General features: G+C 59.1%; 23 protein-coding genes. 19 read left to right on the forward strand and 4 right to left on the reverse strand.

Features of this window, described 5'->3' with window-relative positions; all coding sequences use genetic code 11:
- Positions 1–13: 13 nt before the first annotated feature.
- Positions 14–3,193, reverse strand: coding sequence for a ribonuclease E (gene rne / locus CKW15_RS22425; RefSeq protein WP_095056614.1), 3,180 nt, complete (start codon positions 3,191–3,193; stop codon positions 14–16).
- Positions 3,194–3,893: 700 nt separating this feature from the next.
- Here rne and rluC point away from each other — a divergent pair.
- The 3 genes from rluC to CKW15_RS22440 are packed head-to-tail and all read left to right on the forward strand — an operon-like array spanning position 3,894 to position 6,525.
- Positions 3,894–4,865: a 23S rRNA pseudouridine(955/2504/2580) synthase RluC gene (rluC, locus tag CKW15_RS22430; protein WP_095056724.1), complete on the forward strand. Its 972-nt coding sequence runs from the start codon at positions 3,894–3,896 to the stop codon at positions 4,863–4,865.
- Positions 4,852–5,511 carry an HAD-IA family hydrolase gene (locus tag CKW15_RS22435; protein ID WP_095056615.1) on the forward strand — a complete coding sequence of 220 codons (660 nt, stop codon included), beginning with the start codon at positions 4,852–4,854 and terminating at the stop codon, positions 5,509–5,511. The genes rluC and CKW15_RS22435 overlap by 14 nt, the downstream gene beginning before the upstream one ends.
- Positions 5,512–5,535: 24 nt before the next feature.
- Positions 5,536–6,525: a S49 family peptidase gene (locus CKW15_RS22440; RefSeq protein WP_095056616.1), complete on the forward strand. Its 990-nt coding sequence runs from the start codon at positions 5,536–5,538 to the stop codon at positions 6,523–6,525.
- Positions 6,526–6,656: 131 nt separating this feature from the next.
- Here CKW15_RS22440 and CKW15_RS22445 read toward each other — a convergent pair whose 3' ends face one another.
- A complete protein-coding gene (locus tag CKW15_RS22445; protein WP_095056617.1) occupies positions 6,657–7,235 on the reverse strand; it encodes a nucleoside triphosphate pyrophosphatase in 579 nt (192 codons plus the stop codon).
- A 105-nt stretch (positions 7,236–7,340) separates the two neighbouring features.
- Between CKW15_RS22445 and CKW15_RS22450 the strand changes: the two genes are divergently transcribed.
- From CKW15_RS22450 to CKW15_RS22525, 16 genes are all read left to right on the forward strand, one after another.
- Positions 7,341–7,868 (forward strand): YceD family protein, encoded by a 528-nt coding sequence (locus CKW15_RS22450; protein WP_008066540.1) that lies wholly within the window; start codon positions 7,341–7,343, stop codon positions 7,866–7,868.
- 13 nt (positions 7,869–7,881) lie between these two features.
- Positions 7,882–8,064, forward strand: a complete 183-nt coding sequence (gene rpmF / locus CKW15_RS22455; RefSeq protein WP_003179396.1) for a 50S ribosomal protein L32 — start codon at positions 7,882–7,884, stop codon at positions 8,062–8,064.
- A 4-nt stretch (positions 8,065–8,068) separates the two neighbouring features.
- Positions 8,069–9,079, forward strand: coding sequence for a phosphate acyltransferase PlsX (plsX, locus tag CKW15_RS22460; protein ID WP_095056618.1), 1,011 nt, complete (start codon positions 8,069–8,071; stop codon positions 9,077–9,079).
- Between the two features lie 125 nt (positions 9,080–9,204).
- Positions 9,205–10,143 carry an ACP S-malonyltransferase gene (fabD, locus tag CKW15_RS22465; protein ID WP_095056619.1) on the forward strand — a complete coding sequence of 313 codons (939 nt, stop codon included), beginning with the start codon at positions 9,205–9,207 and terminating at the stop codon, positions 10,141–10,143.
- A 16-nt stretch (positions 10,144–10,159) separates the two neighbouring features.
- Positions 10,160–10,900, forward strand: coding sequence for a 3-oxoacyl-ACP reductase FabG (gene fabG / locus CKW15_RS22470; RefSeq protein WP_007987168.1), 741 nt, complete (start codon positions 10,160–10,162; stop codon positions 10,898–10,900).
- Positions 10,901–11,096: 196 nt separating this feature from the next.
- Entirely contained in the window at positions 11,097–11,333 is a 237-nt protein-coding gene (gene acpP, locus CKW15_RS22475; RefSeq protein WP_003175607.1) for an acyl carrier protein, read from the forward strand.
- A 109-nt stretch (positions 11,334–11,442) separates the two neighbouring features.
- Positions 11,443–12,687 carry a beta-ketoacyl-ACP synthase II gene (fabF, locus tag CKW15_RS22480; protein WP_095056620.1) on the forward strand — a complete coding sequence of 415 codons (1,245 nt, stop codon included), beginning with the start codon at positions 11,443–11,445 and terminating at the stop codon, positions 12,685–12,687.
- Positions 12,687–13,502, forward strand: a complete 816-nt coding sequence (gene pabC, locus CKW15_RS22485) for an aminodeoxychorismate lyase (RefSeq protein ID WP_095056621.1) — start codon at positions 12,687–12,689, stop codon at positions 13,500–13,502. The genes fabF and pabC overlap by 1 nt, the downstream gene beginning before the upstream one ends.
- 3 nt (positions 13,503–13,505) lie before the next feature.
- A complete protein-coding gene (gene mltG, locus CKW15_RS22490) occupies positions 13,506–14,729 on the forward strand; it encodes an endolytic transglycosylase MltG (protein ID WP_095056622.1) in 1,224 nt (407 codons plus the stop codon).
- Positions 14,730–14,748: 19 nt separating this feature from the next.
- Positions 14,749–15,381, forward strand: a complete 633-nt coding sequence (gene tmk, locus CKW15_RS22495; RefSeq protein ID WP_095056623.1) for a dTMP kinase — start codon at positions 14,749–14,751, stop codon at positions 15,379–15,381.
- Positions 15,374–16,360, forward strand: a complete 987-nt coding sequence (locus CKW15_RS22500; RefSeq protein WP_095056624.1) for a DNA polymerase III subunit delta' — start codon at positions 15,374–15,376, stop codon at positions 16,358–16,360. Before tmk ends, CKW15_RS22500 begins: the two co-directional genes overlap by 8 nt.
- A 71-nt stretch (positions 16,361–16,431) precedes the next feature.
- Positions 16,432–17,223, forward strand: a complete 792-nt coding sequence (locus CKW15_RS22505) for a TatD family hydrolase (protein WP_095056625.1) — start codon at positions 16,432–16,434, stop codon at positions 17,221–17,223.
- A 390-nt stretch (positions 17,224–17,613) separates the two neighbouring features.
- Positions 17,614–18,252 (forward strand): TetR/AcrR family transcriptional regulator, encoded by a 639-nt coding sequence (locus CKW15_RS22510; protein ID WP_095056626.1) that lies wholly within the window; start codon positions 17,614–17,616, stop codon positions 18,250–18,252.
- A 138-nt stretch (positions 18,253–18,390) separates the two neighbouring features.
- Positions 18,391–19,359, forward strand: a complete 969-nt coding sequence (locus CKW15_RS22515; protein ID WP_095056627.1) for a GTP 3',8-cyclase MoaA — start codon at positions 18,391–18,393, stop codon at positions 19,357–19,359.
- Positions 19,360–19,530: 171 nt separating this feature from the next.
- On the forward strand, positions 19,531–20,139 hold the full coding sequence (locus tag CKW15_RS22520; RefSeq protein ID WP_095056628.1) for a DUF4823 domain-containing protein: 609 nt from the start codon (positions 19,531–19,533) through the stop codon (positions 20,137–20,139).
- Between the two features lie 16 nt (positions 20,140–20,155).
- Positions 20,156–20,716, forward strand: a complete 561-nt coding sequence (locus CKW15_RS22525; protein ID WP_095056629.1) for a DUF1285 domain-containing protein — start codon at positions 20,156–20,158, stop codon at positions 20,714–20,716.
- A 143-nt stretch (positions 20,717–20,859) separates the two neighbouring features.
- Here the strand turns inward: CKW15_RS22525 and CKW15_RS22530 are convergent, their stop codons facing one another.
- The gene (locus tag CKW15_RS22530) at positions 20,860–21,183 is read right to left on the reverse strand and encodes a hypothetical protein (protein WP_095056630.1); all 324 of its coding nucleotides are present in this window, start codon (positions 21,181–21,183) and stop codon (positions 20,860–20,862) included.
- Positions 21,184–21,263: 80 nt separating this feature from the next.
- On the reverse strand, positions 21,264–22,469 hold the full coding sequence (locus CKW15_RS22535) for an MFS transporter (RefSeq protein WP_095056631.1): 1,206 nt from the start codon (positions 22,467–22,469) through the stop codon (positions 21,264–21,266).
- Positions 22,470–22,795 lie beyond the last annotated feature (326 nt).

Genomic DNA, 22,795 nt, shown 5'->3' on the forward strand with positions numbered 1-22,795 from the left:
GTCAGCGTCGGAATCAGACGAGCGGTTTAGGCTCGTGTTCTTTTTCCTCGGCTTGTTCGTGTTGCTCTACGGCTTCCTGAACCGAGCGCGGTGCTTCTTCGATCACGGATTCAACCGTCTCGGCAGGTGCTGCCTCAACCGCTTCAGCCACGATCGGAGTCGGTGCAGCAGCGGCGGCCAGTTCGGCTTCCTTCTGCAGACGCTCTTCTTCACGCTTGCGACGACGCACTTCGCGTGGATCGTTAGGCGCGCGACCACTTGGCGTCAGGGCGCTGACTTGGGCAGCTTCCACGACAGGTGTGGTCACTTCAGCGACGACCGGTGCAACTTCGGCAACAACTGGCGCTTCAACAACTGGCGCAGGCTCGGCAGCAGCAACCACAGGTTCGGAAACCATCGCTTGCGCTACTTCAGGTTCAGCGACTGGCACCGGTGCTGGTGTTTCAGCGGCAGCAGGCTCGGCAACCCAGTTGAATGCGGTTTGCTCTTCGCGAACTTCACGAACGGTTTCAGACACGGTTTCAACAACCGGTTCCGCAACCACGGCGGGTTCGGCAGCGGCTTCAACAACAGGCTGTGCTGGTGCGACTTCGACTTCTGGCGCGGCAGTGACTTCGACCGGCGTGGTCGCTTCAACAGCTGGCGCTTCGACCGGAGCCGTTTCCAGGGTGGAGGCAGTCGCGCGTTCGGCTTGCTCGTTGGCCTGTGCTTCGGCTGGAGCACTGATCACGCTGCTGGCAACGGCTGCGGTAACAGCCAGGCCGGCGGCCAGATCGGCAGTGCTTGGTGCTTCAGGGCCTTCGGCGCCTTCGTTACCTTCGGAATCTTCCGAACCTTCGATCACGTTGCCGTTGGCGTCACGTTGACGCTCGCGACGGTTGCTGCGACGACGCTGACCACGGGAGCGGCGGCGTGGACGATCGCCTTCGGCGCCATCCTGACCGTCTTCCTGCAGTTGCTCTTCGCTGGTCGGCAGTTCTTCTTCGGCGACGGCGGCAGCGGCTTGCTCGGTACGTGGCTGGCGTTCTTCACGCGGTGGGCGTGGAGCACGTTCTTCACGTGGCTGGCGGGCCGGACGCTCTTCAGCGGTGACAGCTGCAACTGGAGCTGGAGCGGCGGCTGGCGTGGTATCCAGAGGTTCGCGCAGTTCACGAACGCGTTCTTCACGCTCGCCACGTGGCTTGCGATCTTCACGCGGTGCGCGCGGTGCACGTTCTTCACGAGGTGCGCGAGGTGCGCGTTCTTCGCGGGCTACGGCCGGCGTTTCTTCACGGGTTTCGCGTGGCTGACGCTCTTCACGCGGTTCACGTGGGGCGCGTTCTTCACGCGGAGCACGTTCTTCACGAGGCTTGCGCTCTTCATCGCGGCGACCGTTACGGTTGCGGCTCTGCTGGCGACCGTTGCGACGCTCTTCGTTACGGGCCGGGCGCTCGGTGGTCGCAGGCTTTTCAACCACGGTCGGAGCAACAGGCTCTTCCTTGGTGGCGAACAGGCTGACCAGCGACTTCACCAGGCCTTTGAACAGGCTTGGCTCAGGCACTGCAACCGGAGCAGGGGCCGGAGCGGCGACTTCGGTCGGAACCGGAGCGTTGGCGCGGGCCGGTGCGGTCTTGACGGCGGCTTCCTGGCGAACCAGGGTGCGGGTCGCGGCGGCTGGCTGGACTTCTTCCACATCGGCAGCGGCAGCAGCGATTTCGTAGCTGGACTGGTTGGTCGCGGCTTCCGGGCTGTCATCACGCAGACGCTGCACTTCGAAGTGCGGCGTTTCGAGGTGATCGTTCGGCAGAATGACGATGCGGGCACGGGTGCGCAGTTCGATCTTGGTGATCGAGTTGCGTTTTTCGTTGAGCAGGAACGCGGCCACCGGGATCGGCACTTGTGCGCGAACTTCGGCGGTACGGTCTTTCAGGGCTTCTTCTTCGATCAGGCGCAGGATCGCCAGGGACAGCGATTCAACGTCACGGATGATGCCGGTGCCGTTGCAACGCGGGCAGACGATGCCGCTGCTTTCGCCCAGGGACGGACGCAGGCGCTGACGGGACATTTCCAGCAGGCCGAAGCGCGAGATACGACCGACTTGCACGCGAGCGCGGTCGGCTTCCAGGCATTCGCGGACTTTCTCTTCCACGGCACGCTGGTTCTTGGCTGGGGTCATGTCGATGAAGTCGATGACGATCAGGCCGCCGATGTCGCGCAGGCGCAACTGACGGGCGATTTCTTCGGCGGCTTCAAGGTTGGTCTGCAGCGCGGTTTCTTCGATGTCGCTGCCTTTGGTGGCGCGCGCCGAGTTGATGTCGATGGACACCAGGGCTTCGGTCGGATCGATGACGATGGAACCGCCGGAAGGCAGTTCAACGACGCGCTGGAAAGCGGTCTCGATCTGGCTTTCGATCTGGAAGCGGTTGAACAGCGGAACGCTGTCTTCGTACAGCTTGATCTTGCTGGCGTACTGCGGCATCACCTGGCGAATGAAGGTCAGGGCTTCGTCCTGGGCTTCAACGCTGTCGATCAGCACTTCGCCGATGTCCTGGCGCAGGTAATCGCGGATGGCGCGGATGATCACGTTGCTTTCCTGGTAGATCAGGAACGGCGCGGAACGATCCAGCGAGGCTTCTTTGATGGCGGTCCAGAGTTGCAGCAGGTAGTCGAGGTCCCACTGCATTTCTTCGCTGCTGCGGCCCAGGCCGGCAGTGCGCACGATCAGACCCATGTCAGCCGGGGCAACCAGGCCGTTCAGGGCTTCACGCAGTTCATTGCGCTCTTCGCCTTCGATGCGACGGGAGATACCGCCGGCACGCGGGTTGTTCGGCATCAGAACGAGATATCGACCGGCCAGGCTGATGAAGGTGGTCAGGGCGGCGCCCTTGTTGCCACGTTCTTCTTTTTCGACCTGAACGATGACTTCCTGGCCTTCGCTCAGGACGTCCTTGATGTTGACGCGGCCTTCAGGGGCTTTCTTGAAGTATTCGCGGGAGATTTCTTTGAGGGGCAGGAAGCCGTGGCGCTCAGAGCCGAAATCGACAAAGGCAGCCTCGAGGCTTGGTTCGATGCGAGTAATCCGGCCTTTATAGATGTTGGCCTTCTTCTGCTCGCGTGCACCGGATTCGATGTCCAGGTCGTAGAGGCGTTGGCCATCTACCAGTGCAACACGCAACTCTTCGGGTTGAGTTGCGTTAATCAGCATTCTTTTCATGTAGTACCGTCGGTTTCCGGGCTGCCGGAAACGGCGTTCGGCACACACGACTTCTCACGGTCGGTGTCAGGTGCGTCGGGAGTGGTTGGCCATTCCCGTGTCCAGCGAAGTCTGGCCAATGTGGGCCTTCATCGCGACGTACGCGTCCTGCTTGCTGTGGCTACTTAAGCACTCAGTCAGGAGGAGGAATCAACCAGCGGCTGTGGACGAGATGAAGCGTCTTGATAAAGCCTATTGCTACACAGTCCAGCGGTTGTGCATCTCCACCCTACACGTATCCCTGATAATTCGGGTGCTGCCGCGCGCAGAATCCGCAGCGGGTTGGCATTTACCGTGAGCTCCGAAAGGGGAGGTCACGCATCATGGCTAATTTAGGCGTTGTTTCCGAAGCGTTCGCTCGGGGTCATTCGCAGCTGACTGCACTTTGTGAACTGGCCGTGAATATGGCTTGCAAAACGAGTGAGATACTCCGTTTTGCAGCGTGATTCAGGCCTCATGTCACCTGCGCTCGTTACACCTGCAAACTCCACCGTTACGTAGCGAAAGCCCCGTAGGACGGCCTCGCGTCCTGGTGAATTGCGTTGGTCAGGGCCGGTTTTTGACCGATGGTCCGCTGTCCAGGCCGCTTTTGGCGGCGTTCGCGACTATAGCAGCAATGATTAAGTGCTTCAATTCCATAAAAATTGTTATCATCCGCGGCATGACGACGACTACCCTCCCGACTCCAAGCGTACAACTGCTTGAGGTCTCGCCGGAATATGCCGGCCAACGCATCGACAACTTCCTTCTTGCACGGCTCAAAGGTGTGCCCAAGACCTTGATTTACCGCATCTTGCGCAAAGGCGAAGTGCGTGTGAACAAGGGGCGGATCAAGCCCGAATACAAGCTGCAGGCGGGCGATATCGTGCGCGTGCCGCCGGTTCGTGTGCCTGAGCGCGACGAGCCGGTACCGCTGGCTCAGGGCCTGCTTCAGCGCCTCGAAGCCTCGATTGTCTTCGAAGACAAGGCGTTGATCGTGATCAACAAGCCTTGCGGTATCGCCGTTCACGGCGGCAGCGGCTTGAATTACGGCGTCATCGAAGCCTTTCGTCAGTTGCGTCCCGATTGCAAGGAGCTCGAACTGGTTCACCGCCTCGACCGTGACACTTCCGGCCTGCTGATGATCGCCAAGAAGCGCAGCATGCTGCGTCATTTGCACACAGCCTTGCGCGGCGATGGCGGCGATGGCGTCGATAAGCGCTATATGGCGCTGGTTCGCGGTAACTGGGCGTCCTCGATCAAGCAAGTTCGAGCGTCGCTCGGCAAGAGCAATCTGCGCTCCGGTGAGCGCATGGTCGAGGTCGACGAGGAGGAGGGCAAGGAGTCTGTGACCGTGTTCAAGGTCCTGCGTCGTTTTGGCGACTTTGCCACCCTGATCGAAGCCAAGCCGATCACCGGCCGCACTCACCAGATTCGTGTCCATACCTTGCACGCGGGTCACTGCATTGCTGGTGACACCAAATACGGTGATGACGATTTCAGCAAGGAAATTCGCGATCTGGGCGGCAAGCGCCTGTTCCTGCACGCCTACATGCTGACTGTGCCGTTACCGGATGGTGGTGAGCTGAAGCTTCAGGCGCCGGTAGACGAAATGTGGGCCAAGACCGTGGAGCGATTGAGTGCGCCCATCTGACTACAAGCTGCTGATTTTTGATTGGGATGGCACCCTGGCCGACTCCATCGGTCGGATTGTCGAAGCGATGCATGTGGCATCCGAGCGCTCCGGTTTTCAATTGTGCGATGACTTTTCCGTCAAGGGCATCATCGGACTGGGGTTGCCCGAGGCGATTCGCACGTTGTATCCGCATATTGGCGATGACGAGCTCGTCGCGTTTCGTCAGCACTATGCTGATCACTACATCGCATCGGAAGCTGTGCCGTCGCCGTTGTTCGAGGGTGTTGTCGAGTCGATGGCAGCCTTTCGCAATGAGGGTTATCACTTGGCGGTGGCCACCGGCAAGGCTCGTCGCGGGCTGGATCGGGTGCTCAAGGCGCACGGCTGGGAAGATTACTTCGATGTCACTCGTGCGGCAGATGAAACGGCCAGCAAGCCTCATCCTCTGATGCTGGAAGAAATCCTTGCTCATTGCGGCGTTTCTGCGCAGCAGGCGCTGATGGTCGGGGATTCGTCGTTTGATCTGCAAATGGCACGCAATGCCGGCATGGATTCAGTTGCGGTGAGCTATGGTGCTCAATCCATTGAGGCGCTGAAGCTGTTTGAGCCGCGGCTGTCCATAGATCGTTTTTCCGAATTGCACGCCTGGCTTCGTCAGGCTTAATACGTTTTTGCTGGGGTGTATGGCATGACCGACGAATGGAAAGCGCCTGCCAAGGCGAGCGCTGATGACGGTGACGCGAAAAGCTGGAAGCTGCTGGAAAAGACCTTGCTGTCCAGCGTGCAGGAACAGCGCCGGTCCCGTCGCTGGGGAATATTCTTCAAGCTGCTGACCTTTGTGTACCTGTTCGGTGCATTGGCGCTGTTTTCGCCGTTGATGGACATGGAAAAGGCGGCAACTCGCAGTGGCAACTACACCGCGTTGATCGACGTGACCGGTGTGATCGCCGACAAGGAGCCGGCCAGTGCCGACAACATCGTTGGCAGCCTGCGCGCAGCTTTCGAGGATGAAAAGGTCAAGGGTGTCATTCTGCGCATCAACAGTCCGGGCGGCAGTCCGGTGCAGTCGGGTTACGTCTATGACGAGATCCGCCGCCTGCGTGGCCTGCATCCGGAGATCAAGCTGTACGCGGTCATTTCTGATCTGGGGGCTTCCGGGGCGTATTACATCGCCAGTGCCGCCGACCAGATCTACGCGGACAAAGCGAGTCTCGTGGGCTCCATTGGTGTGACGGCGGCCGGTTACGGTTTTGTCGGTACCATGGAGAAACTGGGTGTCGAGCGTCGCACATACACCTCGGGCGAGCATAAATCGTTCCTCGACCCGTTCCAGCCGCAGAAGTCGGAAGAAACGGTGTTCTGGCAAGGTGTGCTCGATACGACGCACAAACAGTTCATCAACAGCGTCAAGCAGGGGCGCGGCGATCGCCTGAAGGACAAGGAGCATCCGGAGTTGTTTTCCGGTCTGGTCTGGTCCGGCGAGCAGGCGCTGCCGCTAGGGCTTGTCGATGGATTGGGCAGTGCCAGTTCGGTTGCGCGGGATGTGATCGGCGAGAAAGAGCTGGTGGACTTTACCGTTCAGGAGTCGCCATTCGATCGCTTCTCGAAGAAGCTGGGCGCCAGCGTGGCTGAGCATCTGGCGATGTGGATGGGGTTTAACGGTCCGTCGCTGCGCTGATCTTTTGATTGCACAAAAAAACCGGCCATTGCCGGTTTTTTTGCCTTCCCATGACCTGTAGGCGCTGGCTTGCCAGCGATGGCGGCATACCTGGCGCGCCGCGTCGCCCCGGTTCGCCAGCAAGCCGGCTCCTACGGGATTTGCACGCCTTCAGCCAGCAACATGTCGATCAGGCGAATCAATGGCAGGCCGACGAGGCTGGTCGCGTCAGGCCCTTCGGTGCTTTGAAACAGGCTGACGCCCAGACCCTCGGCCTTGAAGCTGCCAGCGCAGTCGTAGGGCTGTTCGGCGCGCAGGTAGCGTTCAATTCGTGCGGTGTCGAGTGTGCGCATGTGTACCGTGAATGGCACGCAGTCGACCTGGCAATGGCCGGTCTGGCTGTTCAGCAGGGCCAGTCCGGTCAGGAATGTCACGCTGGTGCCGCTTGAGGCCTGGAGTTGCTCTCGGGCTTTTTCGAAGGTGTGTGGCTTGCCGATAATGCGGTTGCCCAATACGGCGACCTGATCTGAGCCGATAATCAGATGAGCGGTATGGCTGTCCGCCAGGGCGCGCGCCTTCTCTTCGGCCAGGCGTTTGACCAGCTCGATGGCGGGCTCGCCGGGGCGATGGCTCTCGTCGATATCCGGCGAGCTGCACGTAAAGGGCAGCTGCAAACGGGTCAGTAATTCCCGGCGATAAGCTGAGCTGGAAGCGAGTAATAAAGGCAGCATGCGCAACTCCAAATGACAGTCGTGAATTCTAGCGGGGCTTCCAAGTGACGGACAGGGCTGAATTTCCTTTGACATGGCCGGGTGCATCCCTATAATGCTGCGCCTATGTTGAATGACCCGATTCCACCTCACGTTGACCCGCGCAAATTGGCTGATCGTGGCACCACCCTCCAAGGTGAAATGCTGCTGGCCGATTTGAAGAGACTCTGCGACCCGCTTTCCGACAATGTCGGTACGGTGCAGGCTAAATTCGTTTTTGAACGAGATGAACGTAAATCTGTGGTCATCCACAGTTTTATCGACACCGAGGTCAAAATGGTTTGCCAGCGTTGTCTTGAGCTGGTCACCCTGCCGATCCATAGCGAATGCAGTTACGCTGTGGTGAAGGAGGGTGCGAATACCCAGTCGTTGCCGAAAGGTTATGACGTGCTGGAACTGGGCGAAGATCCTTTGGATCTGCAGTCACTGATCGAGGAGGAGCTTCTGCTCGCCTTGCCCATTGTGCCTGCTCATCATCCGGAAGAATGCCAGCAGCCGGCGGGAGCAGATGAGCCCGAACCGAGCGAGGACGAGGTAACGCGGTCCAACCCGTTCAGTGTATTGGCGCAGTTAAAGCGTGACCCAAACGTTTAGGAGTTAATCAATTATGGCTGTTCAGCAGAACAAAAAATCCCGCTCTGCCCGTGACATGCGCCGTTCGCACGACGCTCTCGAGGCTAGCACCCTGTCTGTAGAAAAAACCACCGGTGAAGTTCACCTGCGTCACCACGTATCGCCAGAAGGCGTATACCGTGGCCGTAAAGTGATCGACAAGGGCGCTGACGAGTAATCACTTGTCTGCTCAAGTCATCGCGATTGACGCAATGGGCGGGGACTTCGGTCCCCGCAGCATTGTTCAGGCCAGCTTCGCTTGTCTGGCTGCTACCCCCTCGCTGCACCTGATCCTCGTCGGTCAACCCTCCCTTCTTGAAGAACTGATCGCTGGCCATTCGGCTGTGGATCGCGCACGCCTGTCGATTGCTCCGGCGTCCGAAGTCATCACCATGGACGAAAAACCTGCCCAGGCCCTGCGAGGCAAGCCCGACTCATCCATGCGCGTGGCGCTCGAGTTGCTGCGCGATGACAAGGTCCAGGCCTGCGTCAGTGCCGGCAATACCGGTGCGTTGATGGCGCTGTCGCGTTTTGTGCTCAAGACCTTGCCGGGCATTGATCGGCCGGCCATGGTGGCGGCCATTCCGACACAGAAGGGTTATTGCCAGTTGCTCGATCTGGGTGCCAACGTCGATTGCAGCGCGGAACATCTGTTGCAGTTCGCTGTGATGGGCTCGGTCGCAGCGGAAACGCTGGGCATTGCTCGTCCGCGCGTGGCGTTGTTGAATATCGGCACCGAGGACATCAAGGGAAATCAGCAGGTCAAGCTGGCCGCCACGTTGTTGCAGGCAGCCCGAGGTATCAATTACATCGGTTTTGTCGAAGGTGATGGTTTGTACCGTGGCGAAGCTGATGTGGTGGTGTGCGACGGATTTGTCGGCAATATCCTGCTCAAATCCAGCGAAGGCCTGGCGACCATGATTGCCGGGCGTATCGAAGCGTTGTTCAGGCAGAGTGTTGCTTCGCGCATGGTCGGTGCATTGGCGTTGCCGCTGATGAAGCGCTTGCAGGCTGACCTGGCGCCCGCGCGGCACAACGGTGCGAGCTTTCTCGGCTTGCAGGGCATTGTCGTGAAAAGCCACGGATCTGCCGGGGTGCAGGGCTTTCAAAGTGCCATTCAGCGCGCGCTGATCGAAATTCAGGAAAACCTGCCAGAACGCATTCACGGTCGTCTGGAGGATTTGTTGCTTTAGGCGTTTTCGTCGGACAATGCTTAAATGTGACTGCTCGGTTCGAGTCACCATCCAACTGTCAGTTTCTTGCGTCCCAAAAGCGGGGCGTCAACTCTCCGACGACAAGATCATTAGGGGCTTGTTACATGTCTGCTTCCCTCGCATTCGTCTTTCCAGGACAGGGTTCGCAGTCCCTCGGCATGCTGGCCGAGTTGGGCGCACAACACCCGGTTGTCCTCGAAACATTCAAAGAAGCTTCCGATGCTCTGGGTTACGACCTGTGGGCACTGACCCAGCAAGGGCCGGAAGAGCAACTCAATCAGACCGATAAAACCCAGCCGGCCATTCTGACCGCCTCGATCGCCCTGTGGCGCCTGTGGCTGGCCGAAGGTGGTGCGCGTCCGGCTTACGTTGCCGGGCACAGCCTGGGTGAATACAGCGCGCTGGTCGCTGCCGGCAGCCTGAGCCTGGGTGACGCGGTGAAACTGGTCGAGCGTCGTGGTCAGTTGATGCAGGAGGCCGTTCCGGCCGGGCAGGGCGGCATGGCCGCCATCCTGGGTCTGGAAGATGCGGACGTACTGGCCGCCTGTGCCGAAGCGGCGCAAGGCGACGTGGTCAGCGCGGTGAACTTCAACTCCCCGGGTCAGGTCGTCATCGCTGGCGCCAAGGCTGCGGTCGAGCGCGCTATTGAAGGTTGCAAGGCGCGGGGTGCCAAGCGCGCCATGCCATTGCCGGTCAGCGTGCCATCGCACTGCGAACTGATGCGTCCGGCCGCCGAGCGTTTCGCCGAGTCGATCGCCGCGATCGACTGGCAAGTCCCACAAATTCCCGTTGTGCAGAACGTCAGTGCCGAAGTGCCGGGCGATCTGGAAACCCTCAAGCGTGATTTGCTTGAGCAGCTCTACAAGCCAGTACGCTGGGTTGAATCGGTCCAGGCGCTGGCCGCCAAGGGTGCGACCCAACTGGTCGAGTGCGGTCCGGGCAAAGTACTGGCCGGTCTGAACAAGCGCTGTGCTGAAGGCGTGTCGACATCCAACCTCAATACCCCAGACGCTTTCGCTGCCGCTCGTGCAGCGTTGGCCTGAATCAGGAGAAGCTTGCATGAGTCTGCAAGGTAAAGTTGCACTGGTCACCGGTGCAAGCCGTGGCATCGGCCAGGCTATCGCCCTGGAACTGGGTCGTCAGGGCGCCATCGTAGTGGGCACCGCGACCTCTGCGTCGGGTGCTGAGCGTATTGCCGCTACCCTGAAAGAAAACGGTATCCAGGGGACTGGCCTGGAACTCAATGTCACCAGTGACGAGTCCGTTGCAAGTGTTCTGGCAAGCATTCAGGAGCAGTTCGGTGCGCCGGCAATCCTGGTCAACAATGCCGGCATCACCCGCGATAACCTGATGATGCGTATGAAAGACGACGAGTGGCATGACGTTGTCGATACCAACCTGAACAGTCTGTTCCGCCTGTCCAAGGGCGTTTTGCGTGGTATGACCAAGGCCCGTTGGGGTCGAATTATCAGTATTGGTTCGGTTGTGGGTGCCATGGGCAACGCAGGCCAAGTAAACTACGCTGCCGCCAAGGCCGGTCTGGAAGGTTTCAGCCGTGCACTGGCGCGTGAAGTCGGTTCGCGTTCGATTACGGTAAACTCGGTGGCCCCAGGGTTCATCGATACCGATATGACCCGTGAACTGCCCGAGGCGCAGCGTGAAGCCTTGCAGACGCAGATTCCGCTGGGCCGTCTGGGACAAGCTCAAGAGATCGCGTCCGTGGTCGCTTTTCTTGCGTCGGACGGTGCGGCTTACGTTACCGGAGCTACAATCCCGGTGAACGGCGGGATGTACATGTAATTCAAATGTGACGGATTGCTTCAAAAAAATGTCATACGAGCTGTCTAAAATCCGTTATAAAGCTGCAATCTATTTATAGGCAGAGGGTCACCGGGTTCGAGGAGTGAAGCTTTCAGTTGAAAAGCTGAAAAGTCTTTCTATACACTTACCCACTGGCCAGCTGCCTGAATTTGTCCATTAGGAGTGAAAACAAGGTATGAGCACCATCGAAGAGCGCGTCAAGAAAATCGTTGCTGAGCAACTGGGCGTTAAAGAAGAAGAAGTGGTCAACACTGCTTCCTTCGTTGAAGACCTGGGTGCCGACTCCCTTGACACCGTTGAGCTGGTGATGGCTCTGGAAGAGGAATTCGAGACCGAAATCCCTGACGAAGAAGCCGAGAAGATCACTACTGTACAAGCTGCAATCGACTACGTTACTAGCCATCAGGCGTAATAGTTTGTAATCGTTGCTCGCTGTCATGGAAAAACCGCACTGCCATCATGGCGTGCGGTTTTTTCTTTAGGCCTGATGCAAAGTCGTCATTTGAAAAAAGGAGAGTGCTGTGTCGCGTAGACGCGTCGTAGTCACCGGTATGGGTATGTTGTCGCCACTGGGCACGGATGTGCCGAGCAGCTGGCAGGGCATTCTGGCTGGCCGCAGTGGCATTGGTCTGATCGAACACGCCGACCTTTCTGCCTATTCCACCCGTTTTGGCGGCTCGGTAAAGGACTTCAATGTCGAGGAATACCTGTCGGTCAAAGAAGCCCGCAAACTCGACCTGTTCATTCAGTACGGTCTGGCCGCAGGTTTTCAGGCGGTACGCAATGCCGGTCTGGAAGTCACTGACGCCAACCGTGAGCGTATCGGCGTGGCCATGGGCTCGGGTATTGGCGGTCTGACCAATATCGAAGAAACCGCCCGCACGCTGCACGAGACCGGCCCGCGACGGATCTCTCCGTTCTTCGTGCCAGGCTCGATCATCAATATGATTTCCGGTTTCCTGTCCATCCACTTGGGTGCACAGGGGCCTAACTACGCCATCGCCACAGCGTGTACCACAGGTACGCACTGCATCGGCATGGCGGCCCGCAACATCATGTACGACGAAGCCGACGTGATGATTGCCGGCGGTGCCGAGATGGCGGCCTGCGGTCTGGGCATGGGCGGCTTCGGAGCCTCCCGCGCACTGTCGACCCGCAACGACGAGCCGACCCGCGCCAGCCGTCCATGGGACAAGGGCCGCGATGGCTTTGTATTGTCCAATGGCGCCGGTGCGCTGGTGCTGGAAGAACTCGAGCATGCCAAGGCGCGTGGCGCGACCATCTACGCCGAGCTGATCGGCTTCGGTACCAGTGGCGATGCCTACCACATGACCTCGCCGCCAGCCGATGGCGCAGGTGCAGCGCGCTGCATCACCAATGCGCTGCGCGATGCCAAAATCAATGGCGATCAAGTGCAGTACATCAACGCCCACGGCACCTCGACTCCCGCAGGCGACCTGGCGGAAGTCAATGCGATCAAGTCAGTGTTCGGCGAGCACGCCTACAAGCTGGCAGTCAGTTCGACCAAGTCCATGACCGGTCACCTGTTGGGTGCGGCGGGCGCGGTTGAGGCGATCTTCAGCGTACTGGCGATCAACAGCCAGGTGGCGCCGCCGACCATCAACCTCGATGAGCCGGACGAAGGCTGCGATCTCGATTTTGTGCCGCACACTGCGCGCAATATGGACATTGATGTGGTGGTTTCCAACTCCTTCGGGTTTGGCGGCACCAACGGCTCGCTGGTGTTCCGCCGGTTCGCAGGCTGATGGACTGCTGGGTCGACGGTCAGCCGGCGGACGCTTTGTCGCTGAAGGATCGCGGCCTGGCTTATGGTGATGGTCTGTTCGAGACCATCGCTGTGCGTAATGGACTCCCGGTGCTGCTGGATCGTCATCTGGTGCGTTTGGCCAGGGGGTGCCAGCGGTTGGCGATCAACCTTGATCATGAGCTCATGGTCGCGGAGTTGTTGAACTATGCCGCGAAGCTGGACGAAGGTGTGCTCAAGCTGATCGTCACACGCGGTGACAGCTTGCGCGGCTACGCCTTCGATCCCTCGGTTTCCGCTCGACGCATTTTGTCGGGCAACCCACCAGCGGTCTATCCGGATGCCCATGCTGAGCAAGGCGTTCGCCTGTTTCCTTGTACGACACGACTTTCAAATCAACCTCTGCTCGCCGGCCTCAAACATTTGAATCGCCTGGAGCAGGTCCTCGCCCGTGCCGAATGGCAGGACACCGAGCATGCTGAAGGCTTGATGCTCGATCAGGCAGGGCGCGTGATTGAAGGCGTATTCAGTAATCTGTTCCTAGTGCGCAATGGCGTGCTGATCACGGCAGACCTCAAACGCTGTGGCGTCGCCGGGGTGATGCGCGAAGAAATTTTGTTTCAAGCCGAGTCGTCGGGTATCCCCACGCAAATCACCGATATCCCCCTCGAACAGCTGCAATGGGCTGACGAAGTCTTTGTCTGCAACAGCGTTTATGGCGTTTGGCCGGTGCGTGCTTATGCAGCACTGAGCTGGCCGGTTGGGCCGCTCACCCGTAAACTCCAAACCATTGCCAATGAGCTACTGGATGCTTGATACGTGAGACGTAAACTCTTGCTGCTGCTGGAAACCGGACTGGTTCTGGCGGGGCTGATGTTGGGTGCTTCTGCCTGGAAAATTCATTCGGCATTGGTGCAACCGCTGAATATCACTCAGGAAAAACTGCTGGAGGTGCCCAAGGGCACGACTCCGAACCGCACCTTCCTGAAAATGGAAGCTGACGGCGTCATCAAGGACGCATTCTGGCTGCGCGTCTATTGGCGCTTCAACCTGCCCAAACAACCTCTGCACAGCGGTGAATACCGCATGGTTCCCGGCATGACAGTCGAAGGGCTGATCGATCTGTGGAAGCGCGCAGAGATGGTTCAGTACAGCCTGACCCTGGTCGAAGGCTGGAATTTCCATCAAGTGCGTGCGGCCCTGGCCAGGGATGAAAAACTCGAGCAGACCCTTGATGGATTGAGCGACAGCCAGGTCATGGACAAGCTCGGCCATACCGGGATTTTTCCCGAAGGGCGATTCTTCCCTGACACGTATCGCTTCGTGCGCGGCATGTCCGATGTCGAGCTGCTGAAAATTGCCTACGATCGCCTCAACGATGTGCTTGCCAAAGAGTGGGCGCAACGATCGGCGGACGTGCCGTACACCGAACCCTATCAAGCGCTGATCATGGCCTCGCTGGTGGAAAAGGAAACCGGTGTGCCGCAGGAGCGTGGGCAGATTGCCGGTGTGTTTGTACGGCGCATGGCGATAGGCATGTTGCTGCAGACCGACCCGACGGTGATTTATGGCCTGGGTGATCGTTACAGCGGCAAGTTGAACCGTGCACATCTCAGAGAAGCCACGCCCTATAACACTTACATGAATGCAGGTTTGCCGCCGACCCCGATTGCCATGGTCGGTCGCGAAGCGATCCATGCGGCGCTCAATCCGGTGGAGGGCAGCAGCCTGTACTTCGTGGCGCGCGGTGATGGCAGCCACGTGTTCTCCGATGATCTGGATGCGCACAACAATGCAGTGCGTGAGTACCAGATCAAGCGCCGAGCCGATTACCGCTCCAGCCCGGCACCGATCTCTGCACCCGAGACGCCGGTGGAGGAGCCTGCCGCGTCGGCGTCTGAGGACGCCGAGATGCCGGTCCCGACCGCGTCACCGGACACTGATCCGGACGCTTCGCCGCGGGTGCAGCCGCAAGATCCCGCGCCTGAACCCGCACCGGATGCACCGGCTTCCGATGCAAGCACACCGCAAAGCTCGCAATGACTCTGACTAAGGACTGCCTGTGACTGGCTTGTTTATTACTCTGGAAGGCCCTGAAGGCGCCGGCAAGAGCACCAACCGCGAATACCTGGCCGAACGTTTGCGCGCCGCCGGTATTGAGGTGGTGCTGACCCGTGAGCCGGGTGGAACGCCACTGGCCGAGCGTATTCGCGAGGTGTTGTTGGCCCCGGTCGATGAAGTCATGAACCCGGATACCGAGTTGTTGCTGGTGTTCGCCGCCCGCGCTCAACACCTGGCCGAAGTCATTCGCCCGGCATTGGCCCGTGGTGCCGTGGTCTTGTGTGATCGCTTTACCGACTCGACTTACGCCTACCAGGGCGGTGGTCGCGGATTGTCGCTGGAGCGCATTGCCGCTCTGGAAACCTTTGTCCAGGGTGACCTGCGCCCGGACTTGACGCTGATTTTCGATCTGCCCGTGGAAGTCGGCCTGGCCCGGGCCAGTGCTCGCGGTCGCCTGGATCGCTTCGAGCTCGAAGGCCGGACGTTTTTCGATGCGGTGCGCAGTGCTTTCCTCAAGCGTGCCGAGGCAGATCCGGCGCGCTATGTGCTGGTGGATGCCGCACAACCGTTGGCGCAGGTTCAGCAGTCACTGGATACATTGTTGCCACGTTTGCTGGAGCTGACCCGTGGCTGAGGCCTATCCGTGGCAGGACAGTCTGTGGCAGCAACTGGCCGGTCGTGCCCAGCACGCCCATGCCTATCTGTTGCACGGTCCGGCTGGTATCGGCAAACGGGCGCTGGCAGAACGCTTGATGGCCAACCTGCTGTGCCAGCGTCCGGCCGGCCTTGAAGCCTGTGGCGAATGCAAATCCTGCCTGCTGCTGAAGGCGGGCAGTCATCCGGATAACTACATTCTGGAACCGGAAGAAGCCGACAAGGCGATCAAGGTTGATCAGGTTCGGGATCTGGTCAGTTTCGTCGTGCAGACCGCGCAGTTGGGCGGGCGCAAAGTGGTGCTGATCGAGCCGGTCGAGTCGATGAACATCAATGCGGCCAACGCCTTGCTGAAAAGCCTTGAAGAACCGTCCGGCGATACCGTTCTGTTGCTGGTCAGTCACCAGCCAAGCCGACTGCTGCCGACCGTCAAGAGTCGTTGTGTGCAGCAGGCTTGTCCGTTGCCGAGTGCGGCCATGAGCCAGGCTTGGCTGGCCAAGGCCTTGCCGGACTGTTCGGATGACGAGCGTGTCGAGTTGCTGACACTGGCCGCCGGCTCGCCGCTGGCTGCGGTCAATTTGCAGTCCCAGGGCGTTCGCGAACAGCGGGCACAAGTGGTGGACGGAGTGAAAAAGTTGCTCAAGCAGCAACAGTCGCCGACGCAACTGGCCGAAGGCTGGAATGCGATTCCCTTGTTGCTGCTGTTCGACTGGTTTTGCGATTGGTCCAGCCTGATCCTGCGCTATCAACTGACCCAGGATGAAGAGGGGCTGGGTTTGACCGATATGCGCAAGGTCGTTCAGTACCTGGCGCAGAAAACCGCTCAGGACAAAGTCTTGAATATCCAGGACTGGATCCTCGCCCAGCGCCAGAAAGTATTGAGCAAAGCGAACCTGAACCGGGTTTTGTTGCTGGAAGCCTTGCTGGTGCAATGGGCGTCCTTGCCCGCCCAGCGCTGACTGTCTGCGCCTAGACTTAAAGCACCGGTAATCCTGTTGTCCCACTCATTCGATGTAAGTTGCAGCCTTTTATGCTCGTAGATTCCCATTGCCACCTCGATCGCCTTGACTTGACCGTTCACGACGGTTCACTGGATGCCGCACTTGATGCGGCTCGCCAGCGCGGCGTCGGGCACTTTCTGTGTATCGGTGTCAGCGCCGACAATGCCGCCGACGTCAAAGCCCTGGCCGAGCGTTATGACGACGTCGACTGTTCGGTCGGCGTGCATCCGCTGGATGTCCAGCCGGGCGCCGCGCCTGCGCTCGACTGGTTGTTGCAGGAGCTCAATCACCCGCGCGTGGTGGCGATTGGCGAAACCGGCCTGGACTATCACTACGAGCCCGAAGCGGCAGAGTTGCAGCAGGAATCCTTTCGCCTGCATCTGCAAGCGGCGCAACAGACCGGTAAACCGGTGATCATCCATACCCGTGGCGCCCGCGCCGATACCCTGAATCTGTTGCGTGAAGCGGCGCTGCCCCAGGCGGGCGTGCTGCATTGCTTCACCGAAGACTGGGAGATGGCGAAAGCTGCGCTGGATATGGGTTACTACATTTCCCTGTCCGGGATTGTCACTTTCCGCAATGCCGACGCCTTGCGCGACGTGGCCAGCAAGGTGCCCGCTGACCGGTTGCTCGTGGAAACCGACTCACCGTACCTGGCGCCGATCCCATATCGCGGCAAGCCAAACCTGCCGCAGTACGTGCGGGAAGTAGCGGAGTTTCTGGCAATGTTGCGGGGTGAGTCCTACGAGCGATTTGCTGAGCAGACCACAGAGAACTTCAAGCGATTGTTTCCCCTGGCGCATGTCAGGGCTTTGGCGTAATACCGGAAAAGATCGCAGCCTGTGGCAGTTCGGGGCTTTGGCCTCTGAATCGCAGGCAAAAAAAACCCGGGTTCTGGGGGGTGAATCCGGGTTAAGACCATTAGGAGTAAAACAATGGCACGCGGTCCGTTGGTACCAATATCGGCGTGACACTTGGGGGAGATGCCCCGCCGACAGTTCAAGTATTGATCAGGATTGCATCCCGTCCAGTTTGATCACCGGGGTTTTTAAACAAATTTGGAATACGGGCGCTTCGGAAGAGTTCTCATCAGTCATCCCGCGTACGCAGAATGACCAGAAAGCGCAGATATGGTCGGATGATCCGTGCATTTTTACGCAAGTTAGGCATAATACGCGGCTTCGAATTTTGACCCGAACAGACCTTTTCTTATGCATAAAGAACCCCGTAAGGTCCGTGAGTTTCGTCGCCGCGAGCAAGAAATTCTCGATACCGCGCTCAAGCTGTTCCTCGAACAAGGTGAAGACAGTGTCACCGTCGAGATGATTGCTGATGCCGTCGGTATCGGCAAAGGTACGATCTACAAGCACTTCAAATCCAAGGCTGAAATCTATCTGCGCCTGATGCTCGATTACGAGCGTGATTTGAACGAGCTGTTGCATTCGGCCGACGTCGACAAGGACAAGGAAGCCCTGTCTCGCGCGTATTTCGAGTTCCGCATGCGCGACCCGCAACGTTATCGCTTGTTTGATCGCCTGGAAGAGAAGGTGGTCAAGGGCAATCAGGTCCCGGAGATGATCGAGGAGTTGCACAACATTCGCGCCTCGAACTTCGAACGCCTGACTCTGCTGATCAAGGGGCGGATCAGCGAAGGCAAACTCGAAGACGTACCCCCTTACTTCCATTACTGCGCGTCCTGGGCGCTGGTGCACGGTGCCGTGGCGCTGTATCACTCTCCGTTCTGGAGCAATGTGCTGGAAGACCAGGAAGGTTTCTTCCAGTTCCTGATGGACATCGGTGTGCGCATGGGCAACAAACGCAAGCGCGACACCGACACCCCAAGCAGCTGAGCCATTCAGCCACCTTATTGCGCCATGATTTCGCTACAGGGTGTCGTTCGCAGGAATATACTCAGGTGTAGGACTTGCTAAAACTTGATTTCTAGGTCAAGTTTTAGCAGCCCCGAATAGTCTTCCACCGGAGAGATCATGATCGTTGACCGTCAAGGCAGGCGTTTTCGCAATTTGCGCATCAGCCTGACCTCCGCCTGCAATTACGCTTGTACCTACTGCGTGCCTAACGGCAAGCGGCTGGTGGCTGCGCAGGATGAGTTGTCGGCCGACGCTATGGCGCGGGGTGTGGCCTATCTGATCGAAGCCGCTGGCATCGAGCGTTTGCGCATCACCGGCGGCGAGCCGCTGGTCAGCCCGAAACTCGAAGCGTTCATGAAGGCAGTCGGGCAGATGGGCCTGGAAGACATCAGCCTGACCACCAATGGCCAGCTGCTGGCAAAGAAACTGCCCCTGCTGGTGGATGCCGGTATCCGGCGCATCAACGTTTCCCTCGATACCCTCGACGCCAGTGCGTTCCGTGGCATTGCCCGTGGCGGCGACCTGGCCACGGTGCTCGACGGCATGGACCAGGCCCACGCGGCCGGCATGAAGATCAAGGTCAACATGGTGCCGTTGCGCGGCCAGAACCTCGATCAGGTGATGCCGCTGCTCGATTACTGTCTCGAACGTGGCTATGAACTGCGCTTCATCGAGCTCATGCGCATGGGCCACTTGGCCAATGACTCCAACACCTTCCTGCAACAATTCGTCAGCCTTCAGCAACTGCTGAGCCTGATCGGCGAGCGCTATGAGTATTTGCAAGCCGATGCACCGGTCGATGCGACCGCTGTGCGCTACGAGATTCCGGGGCTTGGGCATTTCGGTGTGATTGCTAACGAGAGCGTGCCGTTCTGCCGAACCTGTTCTCGGTTGCGCTTGTCTTCAACCGGCTGGCTGCATGGCTGCCTGTCGTCGAGCAACCGTCACTATGTCGGTGATCTGCTCGACAAGCCGCGTCATCAAGCACTGCCGGCGTTGCAGCGCCTGTTGGTGAAAGCCTTGGGTGACAAGCAGGAAGTGGCGTTTTCCGGCGGCGCTACCGTCATGAAAATTATCGGCGGCTGAATCGGCCTCATCGCGGGCAAGCCACGCTCCCACAGGGTTTTGCGTAAACGCTGTGGGGAGCGTGGCTTGCCCGCGATTGCGTTTGATCAGGCACGATGAACTTGAGCTGGCGCGGAAGCTGCATCCAACGGCCATTCGCCGGTTTTCCGTCACCGGCCTCTGGAGGATAGGATGCGTAGCCTGGTTTTGCTGCTGGCCGTTTTGGCGCTTGGTGGCTGCATGAACGTCAGCGATATGGCCGAAATGACCCGTTACCATATGAGCGATGCAGGGGTGCTCGACCACAGCGACAGCCGTCGCGTGAATAACCTGCGCATTCAGCCCGACTCCTTCGTCTATATTGCCCAGGGTGCGTTCATGCCACCGGGCAGCACTGTTTATCCGCGCCCTAACGTGATTGCCGAAGTTGCCTTCGATGGCTTTGTCGAATACTTCCCAATGGTACGCCGTGCCCGTGTCCCCGAAGGACTCGACCAGGCCATGAGTGAAGCCCGTGCCGTCGGCGCCCACTATCTGCTTTACACGCGTTTTGCCAAGTCAGACGACCGTATCGGCAACTCGGACGAGTGGCTGGATCAGGAAGCGCTGGATCGCCTCGGCATCGACAGCGGCGTGATTCAAATCATGTTGATCGAGACCAGCACCCAGTATTTGATTGATACTGCGCATATCAAGAGTCGTGGCGGTTTGCTGACGTTCCACGACGAAAAACCCGAAGACCTCATGGGCCCGCCGCTGGAACAATATGCGCGCAGCCTGCTGGGGCTCAGCGACCAGTAAATCCAAGGAGAACGCCATGAGTGGCCCGCAAAAAGCCAACGACCTGCTGGGGCAAATCCCCAAGACCAAAGGCTTGCCGCCGGTCCACCTGTGGAATCCCGACTTCTGCGGCGACATCGACATGCGCATCGCCCGCGACGGCACCTGGTATTACCTGGGCACGCCGATCGGGCGCAAGCCGATGGTCAAGTTGTTCTCCACCATCATCCGCCGCGACGGCGATGATTATTTCCTCATTACCCCGGTCGAGAAAGTCGGCATCAAGGTCGACGATGCGCCGTTCGTGGCGATTGCCGTGGACGTGGAAGGTGAGGGCGAGGCACAACTCCTGCGCTTTACCACCAATGTCGAGGAGACCACGGAAGCTGGGGCTGAACACCCGATTCGCGTGGTGATCGATCCGGAGACTCAAGAACCGGCGCCCTACGTTCATGTGCGGACCAATCTCGAAGCGCTGATTCACCGCAACGTGTTCTACCAACTGGTGGAGCTGGCGGTCAGTCGCGAGATCGACGGGCAGCGCTGGCTCGGCGTGTGGAGTGGCGGCGAGTTTTTCCGCATCGGTCTCGAACCCTGAGCCTGACACTGTGGGATCAAGCCTGCTTGCGATGGGGTCCTGCAACGCAACACCTGATTTGGTCATAAACCGCCTTGCGCAACGCCTCAATCAACGGCTGCTTGCAGGCATGGGATTTCTCCTGGCTTCTGAAGTCTGGGCAGCTATTGGCTCATGCCGCCTTTTTTATTGTCGGTGGTGCTTGAGCCGAGTCCACCCTCGCTGGGCGATGTGGTGTCCGGCACATTCAAACCGTCCTGACGGCCCGCATCGTTGCCCTGCATCCGTGGATCGGTACCGGTGGCGGGTGGCAGGTTGATGTCGACATCCGTGCCGTCGGTGTTCATCCCCGGGGCGCTCTGGATGGCAGGCGCCTTGGGTTTTTCTACCGGGTTGGTCGGGCCCGTGCTGGAGCCGATAGCGCCGGCGAGTGCGACAGAGGACAACAACGCAGTGAGGGCGAGGGCGGTCAGTCTGGACAGGCTCATGGTGTCGTCTCCAACGAAGAGGGTCCTGTCTGATTAGTCCACCCTCGATCTGAAGGGGTGCCAAATGAGCGACGAACGGCTCAGGCCTGTTGCAATGCCTTGGCGATGGTTGCCCGACGCCAGATCAACCGGCCCACGGTAATCAGCCAGTTGAGCAAAGCAACGACCAACACCGTGAGCAGCAGTGTAGACATGCCGTGTTCGACGATGATCTTTCCTGCCAGCAGCGGAAAGCCAAACACGCCGATGAAGTACGACAGGCTGAACAGCAACAGGGATTGCGAGGTGGTGCCGTTCGGCGCTTCGTTGGCGGCCAGGCCGTTGATCACCGAATAGGTCAGACCATAACCGACCCCGAGCATCACCGCGGCGAGCAAATAACTGGGGCCGTCGTCGACGACAAAACCAAACATCAGGATCGAACCCAGCATCAGGCCCGAGAGCAGGCAGGACGCACGAAACGGATCGCGTTTGACCACGAAACCCGCAATCAGCATGCGCCCACTGATCGCTGCGCTCATGAAGCCGAGGAAAAACAACGAATAGTCGAGGGAGCGCGCCGCTGCATAGCTGGTCTGGAAACTCGACAGCCCGCCGAACACGCAACCGCCGAGGCCGACCATGATGATCGCAAATACGGCCTTGGACGACAGCACCTGGCCCGCCGTACGCCAGGAAATCCGCGATACGCTGGTCGATGGCGTCGGCGTCTGTTTCAGCTGTCGATCCAGCCGCCAGAACAGCAGAACGCCGATCAGGCTGGCCAGCGCCGCCAGGTAAAACGCCGCCGTCACCGGATAGCCAAGCGCACTCGCCGCGCGGCCGAGCAATGGTCCGCTACCGATTCCGGTCATCATGCTGCCCGAGAGCAACGCGAAGTATTTGGCGCGCTGGGCTGGCGTCACCAGGCTCGCCACGATGATCGGACCGAGGGTGTAGAACACGCCCCAGCCCGCCCCCAGCAACAATCCGAAAAACAGCAGCAGATGGCCAAACCCCGGCGTCAATGCGAAACCCAGACTGGCGACTACCAGCAACCCACCGAACAGCGCCACTGAACGCGCAGCACCAAGCAGATCGGACAAGTGCCCGGAAACAATCACCGCCACAAACGTGCTGAGCATCGCCGCCGAAATCACACTGCCCGCATCGTGCTCGTTACCGCCGCGCGAACCGATCAACAGCGACAACAAAAACGTCGAGCCATAGGACAGCGAGAGCAGGTAACTGGCGAGGCAAAACAGGCCGAACAATTTGCGTGAAACTTGAGGTGTTGCGGTCGACATGACGCGGTTCCTTGACCGGGTAAATGAGCAGCTTGTCTATCTAACCATGCAAGGTCGGGATGTTAGGTCCGAGGTTATCGATTCCAGGGTTAGTGTTGGCCGGAGTAAGCGTGGTGTTTGAGCTTTTGTGGCGAGGGAGCTTGCTCCCGCTGGGACGCGCAGCGACCCCAATAAAAACGCTGCATTTTTTGGGAGCTCGCCCTCCGTGTCAGGCTACCTGTCACCCTTGTTGATTGACTCATTCATTCAAGAGGGCGAAGGTGCATAACAATGTCCAATCTAGGCAAACGCTACGACGACGACTTCAAAGATTGGGTCGTCTTGCA

It is taken from the genome of Pseudomonas sp. Irchel s3b5, assembly GCF_900187435.1.
Classification (GTDB): Bacteria; Pseudomonadota; Gammaproteobacteria; order Pseudomonadales; family Pseudomonadaceae; genus Aquipseudomonas.

Coding starts and splice junctions, on each gene's coding strand:
- rne (WP_095056614.1), bottom strand. CDS start 3,193: ATGAAAAGAATGCTGATTAACGCAACTCAACCCGAAGAGTTGCGTGTT.
- rluC (WP_095056724.1), top strand. CDS start 3,894: ATGACGACGACTACCCTCCCGACTCCAAGCGTACAACTGCTTGAGGTC.
- CKW15_RS22440 (WP_095056616.1), top strand. CDS start 5,536: ATGACCGACGAATGGAAAGCGCCTGCCAAGGCGAGCGCTGATGACGGT.
- CKW15_RS22445 (WP_095056617.1), bottom strand. CDS start 7,235: ATGCTGCCTTTATTACTCGCTTCCAGCTCAGCTTATCGCCGGGAATTA.
- CKW15_RS22450 (WP_008066540.1), top strand. CDS start 7,341: ATGTTGAATGACCCGATTCCACCTCACGTTGACCCGCGCAAATTGGCT.
- rpmF (WP_003179396.1), top strand. CDS start 7,882: ATGGCTGTTCAGCAGAACAAAAAATCCCGCTCTGCCCGTGACATGCGC.
- fabD (WP_095056619.1), top strand. CDS start 9,205: ATGTCTGCTTCCCTCGCATTCGTCTTTCCAGGACAGGGTTCGCAGTCC.
- fabG (WP_007987168.1), top strand. CDS start 10,160: ATGAGTCTGCAAGGTAAAGTTGCACTGGTCACCGGTGCAAGCCGTGGC.
- acpP (WP_003175607.1), top strand. CDS start 11,097: ATGAGCACCATCGAAGAGCGCGTCAAGAAAATCGTTGCTGAGCAACTG.
- pabC (WP_095056621.1), top strand. CDS start 12,687: ATGGACTGCTGGGTCGACGGTCAGCCGGCGGACGCTTTGTCGCTGAAG.
- CKW15_RS22505 (WP_095056625.1), top strand. CDS start 16,432: ATGCTCGTAGATTCCCATTGCCACCTCGATCGCCTTGACTTGACCGTT.
- CKW15_RS22510 (WP_095056626.1), top strand. CDS start 17,614: ATGCATAAAGAACCCCGTAAGGTCCGTGAGTTTCGTCGCCGCGAGCAA.
- CKW15_RS22515 (WP_095056627.1), top strand. CDS start 18,391: ATGATCGTTGACCGTCAAGGCAGGCGTTTTCGCAATTTGCGCATCAGC.
- CKW15_RS22520 (WP_095056628.1), top strand. CDS start 19,531: ATGCGTAGCCTGGTTTTGCTGCTGGCCGTTTTGGCGCTTGGTGGCTGC.
- CKW15_RS22525 (WP_095056629.1), top strand. CDS start 20,156: ATGAGTGGCCCGCAAAAAGCCAACGACCTGCTGGGGCAAATCCCCAAG.
- CKW15_RS22530 (WP_095056630.1), bottom strand. CDS start 21,183: ATGAGCCTGTCCAGACTGACCGCCCTCGCCCTCACTGCGTTGTTGTCC.
- CKW15_RS22535 (WP_095056631.1), bottom strand. CDS start 22,469: ATGTCGACCGCAACACCTCAAGTTTCACGCAAATTGTTCGGCCTGTTT.